The organism is Arthrobacter sp. FW306-1B-F12A (genome assembly GCF_058781865.1).
On record NZ_JBYSXD010000022.1, the window covers coordinates 33,673 to 48,106 of the forward strand.

Genomic DNA, 14,434 nt, shown 5'->3' on the forward strand with positions numbered 1-14,434 from the left:
ATCGAAGAGGAATGGCCGGCCTCCCCAACGGACCGGCCCACGATGGGGGCCCACCCGCCGCACTCGTGGACGTCGTCTTACCGTGCCTCAACGAACGTTCGGCCCTTCCCAAGGTGCTGGGAGCTTTGCCGCCTGGATACCGCGCGATCGTCGTGGACAACGGATCAACCGACGGCTCCGGCGCCCTGGCCGCGAGCCTGGGGGCCACCGTCGTCGACGAACCGAGGCGCGGTTTTGGCGCAGCGGCGCATGCCGGACTGCTGGCGGCCACGGCGGAGTTTGTGGGCTTTTGCGATTGCGATGGTTCGCTGGACCCCGCCCAATTGGCCCCGATGCTCGAGCTCGTGCGCACAGCCCGTGCCGATCTGGTGTTGGGTGCCAGGCGTCCGGCCCGCGGTGCTTGGCCGATCCACGCCCGCTTGGCCAATATGGTCCTGAGCCGGCAGTTGCGCAGGCTCACGGGGATCCCTCTAACTGACCTCGGCCCCCTTCGCCTTGCCCGGCGCAGCGCACTCCTCGGCCTGGACCTCAAGGACCGACGCAGCGGCTACCCGTTGGAAATGTTCCTCAAAGCGCACCGCGACGGTTGGCGTGTGGCCGAAGTTCCGGTCGACTATGCTCCCCGGCTGGGAAAGTCCAAAGTAACGGGCACACTCCGCGGAACCGTCACTGCGCTCAAAGACATGGGGACCCAGTTGGCCGCCGCATCGCAGCGGACTCAGGCGACGAAGGGCGACGGGCCGGCCGATCGAGCACCGGCTGATCCCCATGGAGCGACGCCGTGAACCTCACCATCGCCGTCATTGCCAAAGAATGCAGCCCGGGCAAGGTCAAGACGCGCCTCACTCCCCCGCTCACCCCGGAGCAGGCCGCAGCCTTGGCCCAGACCAGCCTGAGCCAGACCCTGGAAACAGTGCGATCCCTTCCGGCGGATAGGCGTTTGCTCGTCTTTGACGGCACGCCGCACGAAAGAGATGCAGCCGGTTTTGAAGTATCCGCCCAGTGCTCCGGTGGCCTGGACGAGCGGCTGGCGGCCATCTGTTCGCTCACGGCCGGACCCCTGCTGATTCTGGGCATGGACACGCCCCAAATACGCGGGGAGCAATTGGCCCCGCTCCTGGCGGACTGGGCAGCCCCCGCTCCGGTACCGCATCGCGGCGCGTGGTTCGGCCCGGCGTCGGACGGTGGCTTCTGGGCGTTGGGCCTGTACCGGCCCGACGGCGGTTTGCTCCGCGGGGTGGACATGTCAACTCCGCGGACCGGGGCGCAGCAATTGGCCCGGCTTGCCGGCGCTGGCCTGGAGGTCGGACTGCTTCCCGTCGTGCGGGACGTGGACTACTTCGCCGATGCTCTGGCTGCCGCGCGGGAATGCAGCGGAACCCGGTTTGCCCTCGCAGTGGAGCGGTTTGGCGTCGGACTGCCCGAGGCGGGCATGCCGCTTGGGGTGCCGTCCGGCGTCGTGCCCGCGTGGGGTTCCTCGCGATGAGCATCCAGACAGCTCGCGGCGGCCCTGGTGCCCGATCCGATTCCTTTGCGCCTGACTCCCGCCCGCTCGCCTTGTTTGGACCGGCTCTCTTTGGACAGGGCGGCCACGAGCCTTATGCCCGCAGCCTGCCCCTTGGCCTGGGGCGACTGACGCTGCGTCCGGAGTCGGCATTGCCGGAGTCCATCGGGCCCGTCCACTTCAACATGCTCGGCTGGTCCGGCCCGGCCACGGCAGGTGAGCGCGAGTTGCTTCGCGCCCTCCGCGGGCCCGTTCTTGATGTGGGCTGCGGCCCAGGGCGGATGCTGGAAGCCGCCCGGGAACTGGGGCTGGCCTCCATGGGTGTCGATTCGAGCCCAGCCGCCGTGAAGCTGGCCACCGCCCGGGGCGGTGCGGCCATCCTGGGCTCCATCTTTGACCCCGTCCCACACGAGCGAGGTTGGGGTTCGGCCCTGTTATTGGATGGCAACATCGGCATCGGCGGAAACATCCGGGTGCTCCTGGAGCGTGTTGCCTCTTTGCTCGCCTCGGACGGGCAAGTGCTTGCGGAGGCCGAAGCACGCGATTTTCTCGATGTGGCCTATCTGGCGGTGCTGGAGGATTCAGACGGACGTGCCAGCGCGGCCTTTCCCTGGGCCCGTGCCGGCGCGAAAGCGCTCGCTGTCCACGCGGCCCGCGCGGGATTGGATACCGTGGCAACCCGGACGGTTCAGGGCCGGGTCTTCCTGACCTTGGAACGGCGGCCGTAGAGTCCGACGGCGGCCACAGCAGTCGCTGCGGCCACCACCAGGACCATCCAGAAAACGCCCAAGGCCAGCACATAGTCTCCCTGCAGGACGGTGCTGTTGGCGCCGCTGCCCGGCCCGGTTGGCTGGAGCACCTGCTGGGCGCGGATGAGCGGGGCCGCCACCAACGTCATCAATGCCCCCACCAGAAGGGCCCCGCGCACGATCCCCCGTTGAACGGGGCCCAGCCCATACGTCAACCTCGACAAGCCGCCGCCGGCCAACGTCGTCAACGGAACCAGCACGCCGTCGTGCACCAACAACGCCACAGCAAGCCAGGCAGCCACACCGATCAGCTGGGCAGGCGGCACATTGGCAAGGAATCCGAAGAGGGCGTATCCGAGGGCTGCCAGTCCTAGGATGCCCAGGGCTGCACGCACCCACCAGACGGTCCCGCGCCTACCGGGCGCCGACGGAATCCCCAAGGAGAGCCGCATCAGATCACCTCCACTTTGTGCACCCATTTGGTCTGCAAGACGCCCGGGCGTCCGGGTGCGATGATCCGTGCAGGATAGCCGTGGTCGAGGTCCAGGGGTTCGCCGTTGAGCTCGAGCGCCAGCAAGGTCTGCTCGTCCTGGCTGTACGCAGCGGGCATGAAGGACCGCCCGTAGACGCCGCCTTTCTCCATGCTGGAAATCTGCAACTCGGCATCAGCCGGTGCGCCCACCGTTGCCATCAGGTCCCTGACTCGGACACCGCGCCACTGGGCTCCTTGGCTCCAGCCTTCTACGCAGGCGATGGGCAATCCGTAGCTGTACTGCGGCAAGGCCGCGAGCTGCGCCAGTGTGAACGTCTTCTGCACCGATCCCGAGGACACGGTCAGCACCCAGTCGGGGCCCAGCGCAGCGTCAGCCACACCGGCCTGGGCGGCCGTCCTGTTGATGGGGACGGCCTGGGGGCCGGTATCCATTCGGCGCGGCGCGAAGAAGTTCAGGCCCGACAGCCAGGCGAAGGACTGGCCCCCAGTCGTCAAGACGACGACGCCGGTGCCAGCAGTGATTGCCGCCAGGAACCCCCTGCGGCTCCAGCCGTGCCCGGTTCGAGCCTTCGCGGATGCCGGAAGAGTCTTGCTGTCCGGCACTCCCCCTTCAGTCGCCGCAGCGTTGGTGTCCGCGTCCGATCGACGGCTCCAATGGGCCAGGATCAGGGGCATCTTGACAGCGATGTGAAGCGCCAAGGATCCGATGATGACCCAGGCCAGCCAATAGTGGACATCCCTGAAGGAAAACGGCCAGGGGTACCACTGGAAAGTGTTGAGCAGGCCGATGGTGACTTCCACCAGCGAAGCGGCCACGAAGAGCGCAATGGAGGCCCGTTCCAGGCCGTGCACCACGGACTTCAGCGGGGGCCAACGCAAGAGTTCGGGATACACGGACCAGAGCTTGGCGACGAGGAGCGGGATGGAAGCTATCCCGGTGGTGACGTGGATGCCCTGCGTAGCCACGTACAGCCATACGGGGCGGGTAAGGAAAAGCATCCACGCTGGCGGATCCTGCAGAAGGTGGCTGAACAGTCCGGTCAAGAAGCACACGGTGAAGGCAAGGCCGAGCCAACGGCCCATCACCACCGTCAGCCGCCTGCTGCGCAAGGGCGAGGAGAACCGTCCGTTCACCGCTTCCATCCGCTGTTGGAGGAAAGTGGTCAATCTGTCCATGCCTTGATCACACCACCAAGACCCTCCCGCCGTCCCGATCCAGACCTTACGAAAGGCATACGGTGCCGCGGATCGATGGCCCACCAGCCTGCACGTAGTGCACGATCGAAGGGTGAGCGAACCAACAACCCGGCGCGCGTCCGGCATTTCGGCTGCGGTGATGGCGCTGGCACTGGTGGCCCTGCTCGCCGCCGTCGTCTGGTGGACCGTCACCACCGATCCGTCCGCGGAGTGGGTGTCTCCCCTTGGCACGCTGGCCGCCTGGATTGTCTTCTTCCCGGCGGTACTAGTGGCGCGCCGGATCCCGGCGCGGCACGCGGCCTCCGTCGTCCTTCTGGGCTCGCTCTTGGTGGGAGCCGCGGCCATCGCCGCACCGCCGGCCACCAGCAACGACTCCGCACGCTATGCGTGGGACGGCATCGTCCAGAAGGCCGGAATCTCCCCATATGCCCACGTTCCGGCGGACGAAGCGCTGCGGCCGCTGCGGCCGCCGTGGCTGTTCCAAGACGCCGGGCCGGATGGAACATGCCATAGCAATCCCTTCCCCACAGGTACGGAGACCACCACCAACATTCCCGGCGGCAGTACCCTGTGCACGGCCATCAACAGGCCCGCCGTGCCCACCGTCTACCCGGCGGTGGCAGAACTCTATTTCCTGGCCGTGCGGCTCGTCCCGGGTCCCGAGGTTGGATTCATCGCCTTCCAACTGGCAGGGCTCCTGCTTAGCCTCGCCATCACCGTGGCATTGCTGGCGTTCCTGCGCCGCACCGGAAGGCCCGCGCACCAAGCCGTCTGGTGGGCCTGGTCTCCGCTGGTGGCTTTTGAAGCCATCAACGCGGCGCATGTGGATGCGTTGGGCACCGCCCTGGCCTTGGCGGCGGCGCTACTGCTGGTGGGCGGGCGCACACTGGGTTCCGGAGTCGCCTTTGGCGCGGCCGTGGCCACCAAGCTGATCCCCGTCATCAGCGCCCCGGCACTGCTGTACCGGCGGCCGTTCCGCTTCGGCGCGGCCGCCGTGGCCACGTTCGCCGTGGTGTACGTACCGTACGTCCTCGCCAGCGGTTGGGCTGTCCTGGGCTATCTTCCCGAATACCTTCGTTCGGAGGGGTACGACGGGCAGGACAGCCCGCGGTTCGCTTTGTTGAAGCTGGTGCTCCCGGCCAGTTGGGCAGCGCCGGCAGCCCTCGTGCTCCTGCTCGGCCTCGCGGGTTACGTATGGCGGACAACCGACGCCACCCGGCCATGGGACGGACAAGTCTTGATGATCGGAGGGATGCTGCTGGTCGTTTCGCCCAGCTATCCGTGGTACGCACTGCTGCTCCTTCCTTTCGTGGTGCTGAGCCGTCGCTACGAGTTCACCGCCATCGCCCCCGTGCTGGCCTTGATGTATTTCACCGGCGCCGAACCCAACGGCCCATTGGCGGCGCGACTCGGCCTGGGGACCGTCGTCGTGCTCCTGGTGGTTGCAACGGTAGTGAGACGACGGCGGCAGCACGCAGTGGCGTAAACGGGCGGCCATGCTGCTGGTGCGCTAGCTCTGCTCAGGCAGATCCTTGCTGGTTGCCGTTGACTCGTTCTCGGGCATTTCTTCGCCCCAGCGCGCAGAACCGAGCCAGCGGATAACGGCCACTAGCTTGCCGCGCAGTTCCTCCACGCCGACTTCGACGCCGGGAGTCAGATTCCGGTCAAGCGCCCGGGCCTGGACAAGGGCCGTCCGGCCCGACTCGGAAACAGCCACCCGCTGCGAGCGCCCGTCCAGGCGGCTACGTTCCCGGGTAATGTGCCCATGCGCCTCCAACCTCGAAAGCGTCTGTCCCATGGTCTGCGCCCGCACCTGGACTTTGGTGGAAAGCCGGGCCTGCACCATGGCCCCTTCCGCGTCGAGAACTTCCAACGCTATGACACCCGCATGGGTCAGGCCCAAGACAGCAAGCTTTTCATTCCAGGCATGCTCGACCAGTCGCGCTGCAGTTGAGAGCAACCGTGGAGTCGTCCAGTCGTTTAAGTCCGGCATACATCCACCATAGTAAGCCTGCTTCCTAAGTGCGGGATGCCAGTGTGAAACGACCCGCGCCAGGAGCATCGTTGGCGTGATCGCCACACCGTGTTGGAACCCGCTGGAATTCAGGGAAACCGGCCGGCCCATTATGCTCGGCATATGTCGCCGGATCGCCTTCTTGCTGAGCTGGCCAACAGCCTTGACCGCCTGAGCGTCCTCGCTCGCCAACCCGAGGACATTCTGACCCGTCCTGTCCCTGCGTGCCCTGGCTGGACACTGAGGGATCTCTTCGGGCATCTGGGGTCGATCGAACGTTGGGCAGCCCAAATAGTCCTTTCGGGCAAGTTCGTCGAGGAACCTGAACCACCGGTCACCGGAGCCGAAATGTGGTTCCTCCAAGGCGCGGACGCCTTCCTCGCGACAATGTCGGCACTCGAACCCGAGGAGCCGTGCTGGCACTTCGGCCCGCCTCCGCGCAAAGCCGGGTTCTGGCGCCGGCGCCAGGCACATGAACACGCCGTCCACCTCATCGACGCCTGCCAAACATCAGGGTTGGCAGACCCTGTTTTCGCAGAAGATTTCCTGCTCGACGGAATCGACGAAATCCTGACAATGTTCACTCCGCGACAGCTTCGCCTGGGACGGATGCCCCAGCCGAAAGGGGCAGTGATCTTCCACGTACCCGGAGCCCGGAGCTGGAAACTCGGCCAAGGGGTAGCCGAGGCCTCCATTGCCGCCCCGCTGCACGGGATGTACCTGGGGCTCTGGGGCCGCTCCAACCTCGCAGAAACTGCTCTCATCGAAGGTGACAAAGCGCTTGCCGTCCAGGTTCTGCAAGGCCCCCTCACCCCCTGACCACCTGGTTTTTCGGCCTATATGCATAGCGGCGCGCAGCCATTCCCCCGGCCATGTTCCGCGAACTCGGCGAAGGCGCCCCGGCCGGCCAGCTACTTCAGCAAGTGCACGATCGTGGTTTCAGTGTCCGCCGGATCTGGTGTCGGATCTCCGTAGATCTCCCACGAATGCCCGGCAGACTCCCTATCATTCGCCGCCATCCACTCCTCGATCGTCTTGTATGCCTCGTCCATGCGGTGGTACGGCCCACGGTGGACTGCCACGGCAGCCTGGCCCGCGGGGGTTTCGGTTGCATGAACCTCGCCCGCCGGTTCAAAGGTGCGCGTGACTTCGACGCCGAAGTCGCACACAAGGGGTGCGTCAGGCGTGTTCGGGTGGTGGTAGACGAAGACATTGTGGCCGTCCGTCCACAGACCCGGCTGACTGCGAATGAAGTCCCAGACCAGCGCCACAGCAGGGCCCCACGCCGAGCCGACTTCGCCCGGAACGACCTCACGCCGGACGGCGGCCAGCATGCGCGGGCGAACAGTCTGTACGTTGACGGGGACCGACATGCGCGAGTCGGCTAGTACTTGTCCGCAGAGTCGACCGATTCCCCGACGGTGACTTCAGGGGCCACGTTCGGGTCGCCGCCGACCGAGCCGATGAACGCCTGGATCTCGGGGTCACCGAAGAATTTCTGGAATGCTTCTGTCGATTCCCATTCATCGACTACGAGGACAAACCCGTCGCCGACCGCGAACTGATGGTGGATGGCCCCAGCAGCCCGGCCGCGCTCCCCCCATTGGCGATACTCGTCAGCGCGCTCCTCCAGCGACTTGGCGAAAACGCTCGTGTCACCGGATACCTTGGTTGCAATGATGACGGACATGATGTGACCTCCTATGGCCTGGACTCAGCTCGTGGCAGCCAGCCACGCGACGATCCGCCTGAAAGGTCTGACACGAGAAAGACCATACTCATTCCGCCCTGTAACCGCCCGAGTGGCCACTACTTGTCATTCGCGGCGACCTGCCGACGGGTTCTCTAGTTACTGAACCCGGATAGGATCTCCGGGTACCCAGCTTCCGGAACGTCCTGAAGGAACCGCATCGCATGCCGCACCTTGACCCCGCCCTCCCTCTCAACACCTTGCCGCAGATGCTCCTGGACGTTGCCGCCGTCGAGCGCAATATCGGCATCAAAGAGGCCTGGACACGGGAGCGCGGCATGGTGCTGGCCCCGCATATCAAGACCACCATGACGGGCGAGATTGTCCGCCGGCAGTTGCCCGGTTCCTGGGGCGTGACCGTGGCGACCACCGCGCAGGCCGCGCAGGCCATCGAGTGGGGTGCCACCCGGATCCTCATCGCGAACGAGGTGCTGTTCCGCGGCCACCTCGAGGAGCTCCGCGCCCGGCTGACAGCCTCGCCGGAGCTGGAGATCTACTGCCTGGCCGATTCGACGGCGGGCGTCCAAGCCATGGCCGAAGTGTTCGAACACTCGCCACGGCCGCTCAACGTACTGATCGACGTCGGGACCGCCGGCGGCCGCACCGGGATCCGCAGCGAAGCCGAAGCCGGGCCTCTCGCTGCTGAGGTTCGTGCCGCCCAGGGATTACTGTTGGCCGGCGTCAGCGCCTACGAGGGCGTGGCACCGAACACCAGGACCGATGCAAACCTGGCCGGGATCGATTCGCATTGCCGCCTGGCCCGCGACATTTTCGACGAACTGCACGCGACTTTCGAGGTGGATCTGCCGGTGTTCAGCAACGGCGGCTCGGCGTTCCAGGACCGTGCCGCCGCGTTCCTGCCGCACAGCACCTCCGTCAACGTGCTCCGGTCAGGCTGCTACGTCGTGCACGACCACGGCACCTACCAGAGCGTCTCGCCAATCCCGGGTCTCACCGCCGCCGTCGTGGTTCGGGCACTGGTCATCTCCGCCCCTGAACCCGGGCGCGTTGTCCTGAACGCGGGCAAGCGGGAGTTGGCGTACGACGCCGGCCTGCCGGTGATCGTCTCCCGATTCCGTAACGGGGCCCTCCTGCCGGACGGCGAAGGCGCCACGCTGACGCGCCTCTTCGACCACCACGCCATCGTGGACGACGCAGAAGGCCTGCAGGTCGGCGATATCGTGGATCTGGGCATCTCCCACCCTTGCTCAGTGTTCGACCGCTGGCGTGAGGTTGTCGCAGTCAGCGACGACGCCGTCGAGACCTGGCGTCCGGTGTTCTAGGCAGTCCTGCAAGCGGCTGGCATCCGGAACGTCCGTTACGACTTGTCTCTGCGCAGCAACGTCATCTGTCCTCCCAAGGGAAGGGTTCAACACGCTGCAGTGCCTTCTGAATATCTTTGGCGCGCGATTCAAGCCCGAGATCCGCGAGATGTCCCAAGCCGTACGTGAGCCACTTCCGGCCGAATTCTCGCTGCTTCGGAGACAGGACAGGCTCCCTCGAGAGATCCAGAGCCCGTAAGACACGCTGGCGAGGCGTGGGCCGCCCGTCGAACCATCCCTGGATCAGTTCTACCACCACTTGGGCAATGATGTCCGCAAGCATCTCATCGCCTCCTAGGTGGGGCACCGCCGAGGCCCGGCGGCATGCGACCACGTCCCGGTCCGCCCGGAATGGAAACGAGCTATCGGTACAGGTGTTCGCCACTCTATTTCCGAAGCCTCCCGAATATCTATCATTGCAACGATGGCAGTATCCGTATTTCAAACTTGGTGAGCCCGATGCCTTGATGCACGCGTTGGATCGGGCGAAATAGGTTCACGTAGAAAGTGGTCGAAACGCCCGGAGGAAACACGCTTTGGCCGTGCGTGGTCACCCCAATCCGGCCAATTTATTTTGAAAAGGGCGTACCTGTTCCGTGGACACAAACGATTAAAAGAGTGGACAATACCGAGCTGACCTTCGTGAAGGCTGCATGACAACGGCGCGCCGTACAACCCGGGAAAGTACACATCAATGACACTCACTGCCGAGGCCATTCATACGCTAGTAGAGATCGCCGTCCGCTTCAGCCCCGACGGCGCCCCGTTGGCCGTCCGATATGACGGCGGCATCTGGGCTGTGGATCCCGACGGCGGCGCCGCGCACTGGTTCGGACGCGGAAGCGGGCGGGATGGCGGCGACTCCGCCGCCACCGACATCGAACACCTCGCATCCGTTGAAAACTGGCGGGTACAGGCTCGCCTCAACTCAGACTCCGCATTGCTCACATTCCATCTGCAGCGGAGTCCCGGATCCCCGGACTGGTTGCTGGCTGACATCACCGACGCGTCCTAGAACAGCTCCCGGGCTCGATCGCGTGCTGCAACGAACAGACCGGCCGCTTCGGCATGGATCTCGGCTACCACGTCACCCTGGTCACAGCCTCAACCTCCGCGTTCAGCCCGGAAGCGATGCACGCCGCTCACGCTATCGTCCTTCCATCCCCGTCAGTGCAGTCGCTGCTGCCAGTCGGCCGGGACGCGTGAGGCTGGGCCCGGAACGCTTTGATCGAGCGGGTGATGCGCCGGCGGTTCAAGTTCCGGACCGGCGAAAAATGCGGAGTCGGGATAGTTGAAGAACCAGTCCTCGCCCGGCTCGAAGCTGCGGATGACCGGGTGGCCGCTGGATTGTGCATGGGCTGTGGCGTGTTGCCCCGGCGAGTTGTCGCAGCAGCCGATGTGCCCGCACTGGGCGCACCGCCGCAGGTGGAGCCACCAGCCACCGTTGGCCTCGCATTCGACGCAACCAGGTCCGCTGGGTGGAATCGAAACGTCGATTCCGTGATTTGCATTCATGTGGCTTTCCCTCGTATTGGAGTGCCTTTGGACCACCCACTACTTTACGCCCCGGCTATTTCACGCCGAAGGAATGCTGCCCTCGTCGTGAGTGCCGCCAGCGGGCCGGATCCGCCTCCAGCGCGGCCCGGTCCCAACGTCCTGTCTCCGCAGCCGCCTCGTAGGTGGACTGCAGGAACCGCAACAGCATCTTGTCGGGGTCCGAGGCAGTGCGGACGTTCTCATACGGGAGGAGGTACAGCCTGCCGTCATTGTTATAGACGGCACCGTCGGCGTCGGTCACATATTCGGCGTAGCCGGCGGGCTCGGGATAGCAGTAGGCATAGAAGGCTCCTTCGTCCCCTCCCCCGGGCCAAAACCCGCAGCTGCTTAGCTCGTGGGAGTAACCCTCCACCATCACCCAGTCGGCGCAGTTCGGGATTCCTCCGGGGTGGGTGGGCGCGTCCCGTCCGGAGAAGCGGGAGTACGCGAGGTCCATGCCTCCCCAGAAGAAGTGCACGGGACTGGCCTTGCCCCTGAAACGGGACCTGAATTCGTTCAGGACGCGGTCCGACTGGACCAATTGCCGCCAAAACAGCCCGATGGCCTCCGGATCGTAGGAGGCGTGCTGATGGTCCTCGGCGAAGGGTATGGCCGGGTCCACCTCGTTCGGAATGCCGCGGATAGACGCCTCGATACCGAGCCGGCCCAAGGCTTCGAATACCTCGGAGTGGAATTCGGCCACCGACTTGGCTCCGAGAACGACGAATGCTGAAGTTCCATTGCTGGAGCGTATGTTCAGCCGGTGTTCAAGGAAATCGAATTCGATGTCGTAGGCACCGCGGCCATACGGGATCATTGATGTCGTCAGCCCGCGCGGCGTGACGTAAAGCGTCACCTGCCACCAGTGGTTCAGCATCGGGCTGTGCGCCATGCGGATTTTTCCGACGATCTGGGTCCACATGTGCACGGTCTCCCGGGTCAGGGTCCAATCATCGGCCCGAAGCCGTGGCCATCCAGGGTGAGCCATCTGACAATTCTGCCACCTTAAGCGCCAGAACCGCCGAGGTCCCCTGCTTCGGCGCCTGGCCCGACGTCGGAGGCGCGCAGGCTCGGCACTATGACAATCAACGCTTCATCCGACCGTGTCCGACGACCGGGCGGCTGGCTGCCCGAGCGACAAGACGACCTTGAGGAATGGATTGCCGGTCACCGGGAACGGGTGGAAGCGCGGGGCGAAGACGCTGCCCTGCATCCCGTGATCGTGGAGTTCAAGGAACTGATCGCCAGCGATCCGGTTGTCCGCCTCTACATGACGGAGATGATCGAGCAGGTACCTAAATTGAAGCCCTACCGCAAACGGCATCTCACGAGCGTTGACCAGATGCTTCGGCTCATCAACGAGGTCCTGACGACTGCCCCCGAGTTCAGCGAAGGCGGCATGGTCACCACGCCGTTGACAGCGATCCTCGATTGGACCATGGGTACCGAGGCCGGGTTCGCGGCTCACCGCGATCCCCGGATCATCGCCATGTTCCGCAAAATACTGAATGCGTGGTCCGAGTTCCTGAGCAGCGAGGACTCGCTTTATGTGCTCAACGACTCGCCGTCGGGGTGGATGTCGGAGAAAGCGCGGCAAGTTCTCGGGATGGACGACTATGAACACGATCCCCTCGCCGAGCACTGGGGCTTCACGTCGTGGAACGATTTCTTCACCCGCCGGCTCACATCGACCTCCAGACCTGTCGCTGCACCCGAAGACGACAAAGTCATCGTCAGCGCCTGCGAGTCGACCCCATACAAGATAAGCTCCGACGTTCAACGCCAGAGCCGGTTCTGGGTCAAGAACCAGCCCTACTCACTCGAGGACCTGCTCGCCCGGGACGAGTCAATGGATCATTTTGTGGGCGGAACTGTGTACCAGGCGTTCCTGAGCGCGCTCAATTATCACCGGTGGCACGCTCCCGTCGCCGGAACGATCGTGCGGGCGTACGTCAAGGACGGCACGTACTTCTCCGAGGCAGACTCCGAGGGGGCCGACGCCGTCAAGCCGACCCTCTCCCAGTCATATCTGGCCCACGTCGCTGCCCGCGCGATCATCCTGATCCAGGCCGACGACCCCGTCATCGGTCTCATGGCAGTGATCCCGGTAGGCATGGTCGAAGTCTCGTCCTGCGTCATCGATCAGGAGATCGTACCGGGCCACCACGTAAACAAGGGAGACGAACTGGGGTACTTCCAGTTCGGCGGCTCGACCGAGTGCCTCGTCTTCCGGCCCGGTGTCATCGACCAGTTCGCTCTCACCGCTATCCCCCAACCGCAGGATCCGAACGCGCCCCTCGTGCGGGTCCGGTCGAAGCTGGCGACCGCTAAGTCCTGAGGCCGACGGCGGCCTCCTGAGGCACGAGCTAGTCTAGATGTGCCCTAGGGGTCTGGCCGGAGTGCCGGAACAGGGCCAACGCCCGCGTAAGCGATATGTCCGCCCGGGAGACGAGTAGCGCTGTCAGCAAAGCTGCCGCAACGTGCGTGTCCAGCATCAAATCCGGTGAGTGCCCGGCCGCGACGGATGGCGTCACGGCCAGCTGCCCAGGCTGCCATCCTGACCCTGCATGCTGATGTTGGGCTGGCGCAACAACCGAGAAGGTCCCGGAGAGCCGGCCGAAGGCCAGATGCAGGACCTGCTGGGCGACACCGCAGAGAAAGACCAATAGCCAACTCGGTAGGTTTATCCGGGCGAGCAGCGAAGCGCACATACTCAGCAGAGCCGTCAGCGCGATCAGCACCGGAACCCCGGGAGACACGCCACCCGAGACCAGGTGGGCGACCAGGCCCAGTCCGACCGCCACCGGTCCGACTTCCCACCCCGGGAATCTGGGACGTCGCCGGGACCTGTGCTCATCCACGCTGCTCTCTCTCCCTTCCATCGGTGGACGGGTTCTGCTCTCCTTCATGGTGCCGCCGTTTCGCACCTGAAGGAAGACTTTCCGGCCGTTTGCACGTTTGGGTCAAAGGACCCTCGCTGTGGAGCCAGGAGATTCGAAGTCCCGGCTTCTTCTCGCGGGACGGAGTACGGTTGCCACAAGCGAGCGGCTAAACCACCGCTCAACACTGAAATCGCGGGACCGATCCCGCCGCACGAGGAGGAATTATGAGTGACTTCAAAGGCAAGACCGCGATCGTCACCGGCGGAGGCTCCGGACTTGGGGAAGCAATCAGCAAAGACCTCGCGAAGAACGGTGTCAACGTCGTCGTCGTCGACATCAACCGAGACGCTGCAACGCGTGTGAGCAACGAGATCACCGCCGCTGGCGGCACCGCGGTTCCCTTCCAAGGCAACACTGCCGTCGCCGAGGACAGTAAGAAGGCCGTCGACTTCGCGGTCTCGCGCTATGGTGCCCTCAACTATGCCGTCAACAACGCAGGCATCGGCGGCGCAAATGCTCCTGTCGGAGACCTCGACGTTGAGGACTGGGACCGGGTCATCGCCATCAACCTGAGCGGGGTCCTCTACGGAATGCGCTACCAGGTCCCGGCCATCCTTGCCGCAGGTGCCTCCGAAGGTGCCATCGTGAACATGGCGTCGATCCACGGCGCCGTCGCTGCTCCCGGCAACGCCGCTTACACCGCGGCCAAGCACGGCGTCGTGGGCCTGACCAAGAATGCTGCGGCTGAATATGGGGCCCAGGGGTTGCGCGTCAACGCTATCGGCCCCGGCTATATCGATACGCCGCTGCTGGCCGCTGCGCCTAAAGAAGTCCTCAATGGGCTCGAGGCGAAGCATCCGCTCGGCCGCCTGGGACAGCCTGAGGAGATCGCGAACGTCACCACGTTCCTACTTTCCGACAAGGCCAGTTTCATGACCGGCTCTTACGTACTCGTCGATGGCGGCTACACCGCCGTCTAAGCTGCTG

At 64.9% G+C, this 14,434-nt stretch carries 17 protein-coding genes; 9 read left to right on the forward strand and 8 right to left on the reverse strand.

Annotated features, from left to right (window positions below; genetic code table 11):
* Positions 1 to 11: 11 nt before the first annotated feature.
* From AC3WJU_RS12380 to AC3WJU_RS12390, 3 genes are read left to right on the forward strand one after another with little or no spacing between them, the layout of a single operon-like run.
* Positions 12 to 785 carry a glycosyltransferase family 2 protein gene (locus tag AC3WJU_RS12380; RefSeq protein ID WP_492259992.1) on the forward strand — a complete coding sequence of 258 codons (774 nt, stop codon included), beginning with the start codon at positions 12 to 14 and terminating at the stop codon, positions 783 to 785.
* The gene (locus tag AC3WJU_RS12385) at positions 782 to 1,486 is read left to right on the forward strand and encodes a TIGR04282 family arsenosugar biosynthesis glycosyltransferase (RefSeq protein WP_492259993.1); all 705 of its coding nucleotides are present in this window, start codon (positions 782 to 784) and stop codon (positions 1,484 to 1,486) included. The genes AC3WJU_RS12380 and AC3WJU_RS12385 overlap by 4 nt, the downstream gene beginning before the upstream one ends.
* A complete protein-coding gene (locus tag AC3WJU_RS12390) occupies positions 1,483 to 2,232 on the forward strand; it encodes a methyltransferase domain-containing protein (protein WP_284989143.1) in 750 nt (249 codons plus the stop codon). Before AC3WJU_RS12385 ends, AC3WJU_RS12390 begins: the two co-directional genes overlap by 4 nt.
* Here the strand turns inward: AC3WJU_RS12390 and AC3WJU_RS12395 are convergent.
* Both AC3WJU_RS12395 and AC3WJU_RS12400 read right to left on the reverse strand, forming a co-directional pair.
* Positions 2,193 to 2,705 carry a hypothetical protein gene (locus AC3WJU_RS12395; RefSeq protein WP_284989144.1) on the reverse strand — a complete coding sequence of 171 codons (513 nt, stop codon included), beginning with the start codon at positions 2,703 to 2,705 and terminating at the stop codon, positions 2,193 to 2,195. The genes AC3WJU_RS12390 and AC3WJU_RS12395 overlap by 40 nt on opposite strands.
* The gene (locus AC3WJU_RS12400; protein WP_492259994.1) at positions 2,705 to 3,913 is read right to left on the reverse strand and encodes a molybdopterin-dependent oxidoreductase; all 1,209 of its coding nucleotides are present in this window, start codon (positions 3,911 to 3,913) and stop codon (positions 2,705 to 2,707) included. Before AC3WJU_RS12400 ends, AC3WJU_RS12395 begins: the two co-directional genes overlap by 1 nt.
* Positions 3,914 to 4,034: 121 nt before the next feature.
* On the opposite strand from AC3WJU_RS12400, the gene AC3WJU_RS12405 reads away from it, so the two are divergent.
* The gene (locus AC3WJU_RS12405) at positions 4,035 to 5,429 is read left to right on the forward strand and encodes a glycosyltransferase 87 family protein (RefSeq protein WP_492259995.1); all 1,395 of its coding nucleotides are present in this window, start codon (positions 4,035 to 4,037) and stop codon (positions 5,427 to 5,429) included.
* A gap of 24 nt (positions 5,430 to 5,453) precedes the next feature.
* Here the strand turns inward: AC3WJU_RS12405 and AC3WJU_RS12410 are convergent, their stop codons facing one another.
* A complete protein-coding gene (locus tag AC3WJU_RS12410) occupies positions 5,454 to 5,936 on the reverse strand; it encodes a MarR family winged helix-turn-helix transcriptional regulator (RefSeq protein WP_059388955.1) in 483 nt (160 codons plus the stop codon).
* Between the two features lie 144 nt (positions 5,937 to 6,080).
* Between AC3WJU_RS12410 and AC3WJU_RS12415 the strand changes: the two genes are divergently transcribed.
* The gene (locus AC3WJU_RS12415) at positions 6,081 to 6,776 is read left to right on the forward strand and encodes a maleylpyruvate isomerase family mycothiol-dependent enzyme (RefSeq protein ID WP_492259996.1); all 696 of its coding nucleotides are present in this window, start codon (positions 6,081 to 6,083) and stop codon (positions 6,774 to 6,776) included.
* Between the two features lie 92 nt (positions 6,777 to 6,868).
* On the opposite strand, the gene AC3WJU_RS12420 is transcribed toward AC3WJU_RS12415, so the two are convergent.
* Positions 6,869 to 7,330: a GyrI-like domain-containing protein gene (locus tag AC3WJU_RS12420; protein WP_284989148.1), complete on the reverse strand. Its 462-nt coding sequence runs from the start codon at positions 7,328 to 7,330 to the stop codon at positions 6,869 to 6,871.
* An 11-nt stretch (positions 7,331 to 7,341) separates the two neighbouring features.
* Positions 7,342 to 7,647 (reverse strand): hypothetical protein, encoded by a 306-nt coding sequence (locus AC3WJU_RS12425; protein ID WP_059388952.1) that lies wholly within the window; start codon positions 7,645 to 7,647, stop codon positions 7,342 to 7,344.
* 224 nt (positions 7,648 to 7,871) lie between these two features.
* On the opposite strand from AC3WJU_RS12425, the gene AC3WJU_RS12430 reads away from it, so the two are divergent.
* Positions 7,872 to 8,990, forward strand: coding sequence for an alanine racemase (locus AC3WJU_RS12430; protein ID WP_492259997.1), 1,119 nt, complete (start codon positions 7,872 to 7,874; stop codon positions 8,988 to 8,990).
* Between the two features lie 733 nt (positions 8,991 to 9,723).
* Positions 9,724 to 10,044 carry a hypothetical protein gene (locus AC3WJU_RS12435; protein ID WP_307053762.1) on the forward strand — a complete coding sequence of 107 codons (321 nt, stop codon included), beginning with the start codon at positions 9,724 to 9,726 and terminating at the stop codon, positions 10,042 to 10,044.
* A gap of 152 nt (positions 10,045 to 10,196) precedes the next feature.
* Here the strand turns inward: AC3WJU_RS12435 and AC3WJU_RS12440 are convergent, their stop codons facing one another.
* The gene (locus tag AC3WJU_RS12440; RefSeq protein ID WP_306960054.1) at positions 10,197 to 10,544 is read right to left on the reverse strand and encodes a UBP-type zinc finger domain-containing protein; all 348 of its coding nucleotides are present in this window, start codon (positions 10,542 to 10,544) and stop codon (positions 10,197 to 10,199) included.
* A 55-nt stretch (positions 10,545 to 10,599) separates the two neighbouring features.
* Positions 10,600 to 11,553: a DUF5996 family protein gene (locus AC3WJU_RS12445; protein ID WP_441437512.1), complete on the reverse strand. Its 954-nt coding sequence runs from the start codon at positions 11,551 to 11,553 to the stop codon at positions 10,600 to 10,602.
* A 90-nt stretch (positions 11,554 to 11,643) separates the two neighbouring features.
* Here AC3WJU_RS12445 and AC3WJU_RS12450 point away from each other — a divergent pair, with 90 nt between their 5' ends.
* The gene (locus AC3WJU_RS12450) at positions 11,644 to 12,903 is read left to right on the forward strand and encodes a phosphatidylserine decarboxylase family protein (protein WP_492259998.1); all 1,260 of its coding nucleotides are present in this window, start codon (positions 11,644 to 11,646) and stop codon (positions 12,901 to 12,903) included.
* Between the two features lie 28 nt (positions 12,904 to 12,931).
* Here the strand turns inward: AC3WJU_RS12450 and AC3WJU_RS12455 are convergent, their stop codons facing one another.
* Positions 12,932 to 13,426, reverse strand: coding sequence for a hypothetical protein (locus AC3WJU_RS12455; protein ID WP_306960061.1), 495 nt, complete (start codon positions 13,424 to 13,426; stop codon positions 12,932 to 12,934).
* Between the two features lie 245 nt (positions 13,427 to 13,671).
* On the opposite strand from AC3WJU_RS12455, the gene AC3WJU_RS12460 reads away from it, so the two are divergent.
* On the forward strand, positions 13,672 to 14,427 hold the full coding sequence (locus AC3WJU_RS12460; protein ID WP_492259999.1) for an SDR family NAD(P)-dependent oxidoreductase: 756 nt from the start codon (positions 13,672 to 13,674) through the stop codon (positions 14,425 to 14,427).
* Positions 14,428 to 14,434 lie beyond the last annotated feature (7 nt).